General features: G+C 38.8%; 6 protein-coding genes. 1 reads left to right on the top strand and 5 read right to left on the bottom strand.

The window, feature by feature from the left end; genetic code table 11:
- Positions 1-189: 189 nt before the first annotated feature.
- Both IW492_RS13605 and IW492_RS13600 read right to left on the bottom strand, forming a co-directional pair.
- Entirely contained in the window at positions 190-1,539 is a 1,350-nt protein-coding gene (locus IW492_RS13605; protein ID WP_202068185.1) for a DEAD/DEAH box helicase, read from the bottom strand.
- 57 nt (positions 1,540-1,596) lie between these two features.
- Complete coding sequence (locus tag IW492_RS13600) at positions 1,597-2,784, bottom strand: VanZ family protein (RefSeq protein WP_202068184.1); 1,188 nt, start codon at positions 2,782-2,784, stop codon at positions 1,597-1,599.
- Between the two features lie 135 nt (positions 2,785-2,919).
- Here IW492_RS13600 and IW492_RS13595 point away from each other — a divergent pair, with 135 nt between their 5' ends.
- Positions 2,920-3,255 (top strand): hypothetical protein, encoded by a 336-nt coding sequence (locus IW492_RS13595; RefSeq protein WP_202068183.1) that lies wholly within the window; start codon positions 2,920-2,922, stop codon positions 3,253-3,255.
- Positions 3,256-3,374: 119 nt separating this feature from the next.
- Here IW492_RS13595 and IW492_RS13590 read toward each other — a convergent pair whose 3' ends face one another.
- The 3 genes from IW492_RS13590 to IW492_RS13580 all read right to left on the bottom strand — a co-directional run bounded on the left by IW492_RS13590 (position 3,375) and on the right by IW492_RS13580 (position 6,340).
- Positions 3,375-3,716, bottom strand: coding sequence for a zinc ribbon domain-containing protein YjdM (locus IW492_RS13590; protein ID WP_202068182.1), 342 nt, complete (start codon positions 3,714-3,716; stop codon positions 3,375-3,377).
- A gap of 310 nt (positions 3,717-4,026) precedes the next feature.
- Positions 4,027-4,989 (bottom strand): DHH family phosphoesterase, encoded by a 963-nt coding sequence (locus tag IW492_RS13585; protein ID WP_202068181.1) that lies wholly within the window; start codon positions 4,987-4,989, stop codon positions 4,027-4,029.
- A gap of 16 nt (positions 4,990-5,005) precedes the next feature.
- Positions 5,006-6,340, bottom strand: coding sequence for a DRTGG domain-containing protein (locus tag IW492_RS13580; protein ID WP_202068180.1), 1,335 nt, complete (start codon positions 6,338-6,340; stop codon positions 5,006-5,008).
- Positions 6,341-6,346 lie beyond the last annotated feature (6 nt).

The following is a 6,346-nucleotide window of genomic DNA, read 5'->3' as shown; positions in this document are numbered from 1 at the left end:
AGGTCTAGAATATCTAAGAATTCTTTGATATGATTTGACTGAGACATCTTGAAACACTCCTTTGAATTGGTTTTTGTCGACTTTAATTCTACTGGATTTCAAGATGTCTTTCCTGTTTTTTTTTCAAAATGAAAAAAGTGTCAGTGACAATCACGCCACCAACACTAGATATTATAGAGCCGTAATAGTTTACTGATTTGAATTCTTTTTTGATTTTCTCGCTGTACGCGTTTGCTGTCGGCGTTCAACTTTACGTTTCTGTTTATTGCTGGCCGAAATCGCACGATCAATCTTCTTTTTGTAGCCTGGTTTGATTTTCTTCTTCTTCTTTTTCACCAAGCCAATCAATGTTGGATCAAGCTCATCTTTTGATTTCACTCGTTTTGTACGACGGTTACGATCATAAGTTTCTACAATCTCGCCATTTTTAATTTCTTTAGGATGGAAGCTTATTCCCAACTGTTCAATCTGAGTAATCATATAATCATCAGATGGCTCGTACAACGTAATCGCTGTACCTTCCAAGCCGTTTCTTCCAGTCCGCCCTACCCGATGAATGAAAAAATCCAATTCTGCAGGAATTTCTGCATTAATTACATGTGATACACCTTCAATATCAATTCCTCTGGCAGCCAAATCTGTTGCCACAACATACTGGAATTCCAGATTCTGAACCTGACGCATCACACGTTTCCGCTCTCTGGGCGTAATATCTCCATGAATCTTTGCTACTTTCAATCCCTGTCCTTTTAAAAACTCAGTGATTTCATCCACACGCTGTTTTGTATTGGCAAAAACAATCGCCAAGTAGGGATGACCTATTGTTAGCAGCTGATAAATCAGGCGATTTTTGTCTTTTCCTTTTGTCGAAATCAGCCAATTATCAATCGTCTCAGAAATAACGGCTTTTGGTTTAATATGTTCAACGACTGGGTTCTCCATGTATTTTTTAAGGAATGGACGCAATTTTTCTGGAATAGTCGCTGAAAAAACCATCATTTGCAGATGAGCAGGCAGTCTTCCTGCGATTTGATCCACCTCTTCAAGAAAGCCCATATCCAGCGTCATATCTGCTTCATCGACAACAAAAGCAGATGCAGTATGCACTTTTAACGCTTGTTCATTAATCATATCTAAAATACGTCCCGGCGTACCAATGACCACATGAGGCTGCTGATTTCCAAGCTTAGCCAATTGACGCTGCTTATCTGTACCGCCGACAAAATTTGTTACACGTATTTCCGGTTGACTAAACTGAGCGATTTGCACCGCTTCACGATAGATTTGACCAGCCAGCTCTCTACTGGGTGCTGTAATGACTACACTAACCTCATCAAGAGTCGGATCGATTTTATCCATTAACGGCAGTAAAAAGGTATGTGTCTTACCGCTGCCGGTTTGTGATTGACCTACCACACTTTTTCCTTTGTTGATTACAGGAATTAGTTTTTCCTGTACTTCTGTCGGCTCTTTAAAGCCTTTTTCTTCTAAAGCTTTCATGATAAATGGTTGAAATTGAAATTGTTCGAATGAACTCATTTTCCCCACCTCTTTTCTTTTTTTCTACGTTAGCCCTCAAGCATTATAACACAAAATCTATACTTCCTCTGTGCTTTTTTCAAACTTTTTATTTGGTGTAATTGTACTGACTGTATACGTGTGGCTGGCCCGTTCATAAAAAAACTGCCGTTGCTTTTTCAAAATTGAATAACCAATACTGAATATGAACATTAGAATAATAATCAGACTGAAAATAAACAGAATCAAGCTCACGGCTTGAAGTATTGGATTCGCTAAATTTAACCATACATCAGCATAAGAAGCATAGATACTGCTCAACTGAAAAATATAATACAGATAACCATAGCGTAAAAACAGCGCCTGAAAACTGATTTTAGCTTTCCCTTCTTCCACAATCCTGATTTTTACAATCTTTTTTCCCATAGTCTGACCATTCGTGAATGTCGGAATTAGCATAAAGACAATTAAGACAATTGGAAAAAACCAAATTCGATTGTCAGAAAGATGTACCTGATCGTCCCACATCCGATATTGACTGCTAAAGCGAGGGACTGTCGTAATAATGGCTTGAACAATACCTATTAGAAACCAGTCAATAGCGAAAGCAGACAGCCGCCTGAAAACCGTCACCTGTGCTCCTTTTCTATATGCTTCTTCATCAATCTCTTCTCTGCTTGGCAGCAAAAAAGTAAACAAAGGAGTAATGGCATATCCAATCATACTTCCCAATGTGTTATTGATCAGATCATTTACGTCTGCCAGCCTATAAGAACGAGGATATATAAGATACAGTCCGCTAAGTTGTGTCAGCTCAAAGAACAATGACAGAAGAAAACCTGTCAGAACGACTTTTTTAAATGAAAATTTAAAATAATAGCGTAGATAAATACCTAATGGTACTAAAAGTACAATGTTGAAAAGCGGTTCAAGAACTACCCCCTGTTTCATAGCAGGTATATAAGTATTTGGATCGCCTAAAACCAAGGTTGTTTCAGTAAAAAAACGAACAACGGTATAAAACGGACGCAATTCAATGATCTGACTGGTATAATGTGCCACTTCTTCCCTAGGCGGTAATGGCAGAATCACCAGAAAATAAGCACACAGCACATAGAATACGAATGAATATAAAATAAGTGCCCTCCAAAAAAGAAACGTACCATACTTTCGATATTCATAGATAATAAAAATAAAGGATATCGCAAATGCCAAAAAAGGAAAAATAATCAGTGCTGTCCTAATTGGTCCTGCGTAAATATACATTGTATCTTCCCCGCTTTCTCCTCTACAGTCTATAGAATAAATGTACTTTTGTCATTTCTGATGATTGTTGAAAGAAAGTAATTTTTGAAAAATATACTGGTTAAAGTTATTATAGAGAAAAGGGAGGGATAGATTATGCTAAACAGCTATTTTGCATTTGGTGTACCGATATTTTTAATGATTTTATATCTTTTTTTCGAATTAGTCAGAATAAAAACAAGCATTCATTACTATATAGGATTCATTCTTTTACTGATTTCTACATTTATGACCCTGTTCAGCTTTCAGGTGCAGCAAACCCTTTGGACTTCCAACATAGATACCTATAAACTTTATGGTTATCCTCCCGAAATTTTATGGCTGCCTTTAATTATCGGTATTCTTTTAGTCATACTTAACAGCGGGCGGGGAATTAAACGGATTTATCTATTCCAACAATCGAGAAAACATGGACATCCTGAGCAAAAGTAGAGCTGTTATGAAATAGAATTGACTGACGATTAAACTACCATTTTTTTGCTTCTAAACAATTCTATGATTAACTTGTTAAAAAAATCCTTCCACGCTGTTTAGCAGGAAGGATTTTTTTATTAAGCTTTTTTCACGAATTCAGACTTCAGCTTCATCGGTCCAAAACCATCTACTTTACAGTCAATATTGTGGCCGTCGCTGCTTTCAACCAGACGAATCCCTTTGACTTTTGTTCCTTGCTTGATAGCTCCGCTGGCTCCTTTCACTTTTAAATCTTTAATGACTGTCACCGTGTCGCCGTCTTCAAGGACATTCCCATTGGAATCCTTAACAACAAGCCCCGTTTCCTCCACTGATTCACCGGCAGTCCATTCATGACCGCATTCCGGACAAATCAACATTCCCCTATCTTCATAAGTATACGCGGACCCGCACTCCGGGCAATTTGGCAAAGTATCCATTTTATCTCCTCTTTCAGTCAGTCTCCACTTGCTTCTATGCAGCGGGCTATTCGTATTTATTGAGATTAGCGCTGTAATAACTAATCCTTTTTGGTTCAAGACCCTTCTTTAAACCAATACCCGTATAAGTTTAGCTTACTTAACTGAAAAATGAAAGATAGAAATAAATTACACTTCTTATTACTTTACTAAAATAAAAACTGCTCTAAGAGAATAATTTATCGACTACTCCAAAAATGTTCTTTTTTCAGTATATATTGCACAAGCTTATCAATTTTCTTCTTTTAAAAATGCTAATTTTTAAACAACCCTATTTTATCTGCTGTTTGCGAAATGCCTTACAGATCGCCTGTATTTCCCGATAGATGACATTGACTTCTTCCATATCTCTGGCATTTGCGCCGCTTGCCAGCGGATGTCCGCCGCCATGATGCCGCTTGGCAATTTCATTTATTACAGGACCTTTGGAGCGCAACCGTACGCGATAATAGCCTTCAGGCTGCTGAACAAAGATCCCCCATGCAAGTACTTCATCAATAGCACCAGGCAAAGCTACGATAGCTGCTGTTTGTGCATCAACAATGCCGTTTTCATTTAAAAGTTCATTGGAAATAATCACCTGAGCCGCTCCCTGCTCGTCAACAGCCAACGCTTGATAAACGTATCCGGCAAGCTTGGCAACAGATAAAGACATCTCCTCCAGCTTACGGTTAAGACCGGTCGCATCAAAAGAATAGCCTCTCAACTCAGCTGCTGTTTCCAGTGTGTGAGGCGTTGTTGCCGGATAAAGAAATCGTCCTGTATCTCCTACAATTCCCGCATATAACAATCGTGCGGCATTATCTGTCATTACCAGCTCATCTTGAAACTCATCATAAAAATCAACAATCATCTCACTGCAGCTGCTGGCTTCGGTATTTACCCAAACAAGATTTCCGTAAGGTTCATCGTTCGGATGATGATCTATTTTGATTAATTTATCCCCCAAAGAATAGCGATCATCACTGATTCTTGGCGAATTTGCTGTGTCTGTAACAATAACCAGCGCATCTTTATAAATGCTATCTTCAATTTCATTCATTTCTGCTAAAAATTCAAGTCCTTCGACAGCTCCTCCCACCTGATACACTCGTTTTTCTGGATAGCTGGCACGAAGAATTTCTGCCAATCCAACCTGAGAGCCGATTGCATCTGGGTCCGGCCGCTGATGCCGATGAATAATTATCGTTTCATAGTTCTTTATTGTTGAGAAAATATCCTTTCTCACACTCATACTGCTACTTCCCCTCCTACGACCGTTCCATAACCTGACAGACAACAATGGCTTTAGCCACGATTGCATTTTCCAGATAAATTTCCACATCCAGTTTTGCGGAACGTCTTCCTAATTCCAATATTTTTGGACGGATATTCAAATCACTTTCCAGCTGAATCAGACGTAAATAATGAAGGTTAATCTGTTCAATTAGTACGTTTCTTTTCTGGTTCACGACCATTGTCCGCTGTGTTACATTTGAAATAATTTCACTTAAAACACCAAAAGAAATCGTCCCAACACTATTAACCATTTGCGGTGTTACCCGGAACTTAAAAGACGGAGTTTCAAGCTTCCCGGTTTCAGGACTCTGTTCTTCTACAGTCACAATTTCTCCTGAAATTTGATCAGAAATCGTGTCTGCAATTTGAGTTTGCCGCTGTACCAGCTGCATTGCCTTCATCACATCTTGACGGGAAACCAGACCCACCAAGGAAAAATCATCTTTGACAACCGGCATGACCTCCAGTCCGTCCCAAATCATCTGATGACTGACACTAGCTACACTCATTGTTTTCTTAACAACAATTGGTTCCTTTATCATAACTTTGTCCATCAGCATAGTATCATTTTTTCCGATTACATCCTTTGCTGTAATGATGCCCACCAGACGCATATTCTTATTTACAACAGGAAATCGGGAATGTTTCGTTTCCTCTGACAAATGCTTGTAGTCTGCTACTGTGTTGGATACTGTTAAATAATTAGTTTTTTCAAGTGTTGTATAGATATCACTGACCAGCATAATATCCTTTTTAATCAGCTGATCACTTAAAGCCCGATTGATCATAGTTGCTACTGAAAATGTATCATAAGTAGTCCGTAAAACCGGCATTTCCAATTCATCAGCCAGCTTTTCAATCTCTTTTGTTGTATCAAAACCACCAGTAATCAGGACCGCTGCGCCATTTTCCAAAGCCAATTTCTGTACTTCATCCCGGTTTCCTACAATCATCAGGGAGCCGGGAGTGATATAACGCAGCATCGCCTTCTTGGTCATAGCTCCAATAACGAACTTGTTGAGAACTTTATCTAAGCCGCCTGAACCTCCCAGAACATCGCCTTCAATGATTCGAACAACTTCACCAAAGGTTAATTTTTCAATATGCTTTTTCAGCTTACGTTCAATACGAATTGTTCCCACCCGCTGAATGGTTGAAACAAGCCCTATGTTTTCAGCATCTTTGATTGCCCTATAGGCGGTTCCTTCACTGACACCAAGATTTTTTGCAATACTTCTTACTGAAATTCTATCGCCAATCGGTAAACCTTCAATATGCTGTAAAATCTGATCATGTTTTGTCGCCATATTATC

This window comes from Enterococcus sp. BWB1-3 (assembly GCF_016745275.1).
Lineage (GTDB): Bacteria > Bacillota > Bacilli > Lactobacillales > Enterococcaceae > Enterococcus_L.
This window is presented reverse-complemented; position numbering and strand designations above follow the sequence as displayed.